1 protein-coding gene is annotated in these 271 nt (G+C 29.5%); it reads left to right on the forward strand.

All coding sequences use genetic code 11. The annotated features are described in order from the left end of the window. Positions 1-271: helix-turn-helix domain-containing protein (locus R2R70_RS20415; RefSeq protein WP_410978966.1), on the forward strand; the 271-nt coding region annotated here is incomplete at both ends.

Below are 271 nucleotides of genomic sequence, written 5' to 3' on the forward strand. Positions count from 1 at the left end.
ATTAAGATTAAAGAGAATAGAGAGACATTTGAAGCTAGTTGATGTAGCTGAAGCAATAGGGATAAGTAAGAATTATATGTCTGAGATAGAGAGAATGAAGAAGCTTCCTTCAGATGAAGTTATAGAGAAGTTAGCAGAGTTTTTCGGATTTGAAGAAAAGTATTTATATGATAGATTTCAACGTATTCCAAGTAGTGTAGCTAGTGAAATAATAGGTAATGAAAAAATTAGTGGTGTACTATATGAAATTTCTAAAAATGATGAATTAAGT

Source organism: Cobetia sp. SIMBA_158, assembly GCF_046566945.1.
Lineage (GTDB): Bacteria > Pseudomonadota > Gammaproteobacteria > Pseudomonadales > Halomonadaceae > Cobetia > Cobetia amphilecti.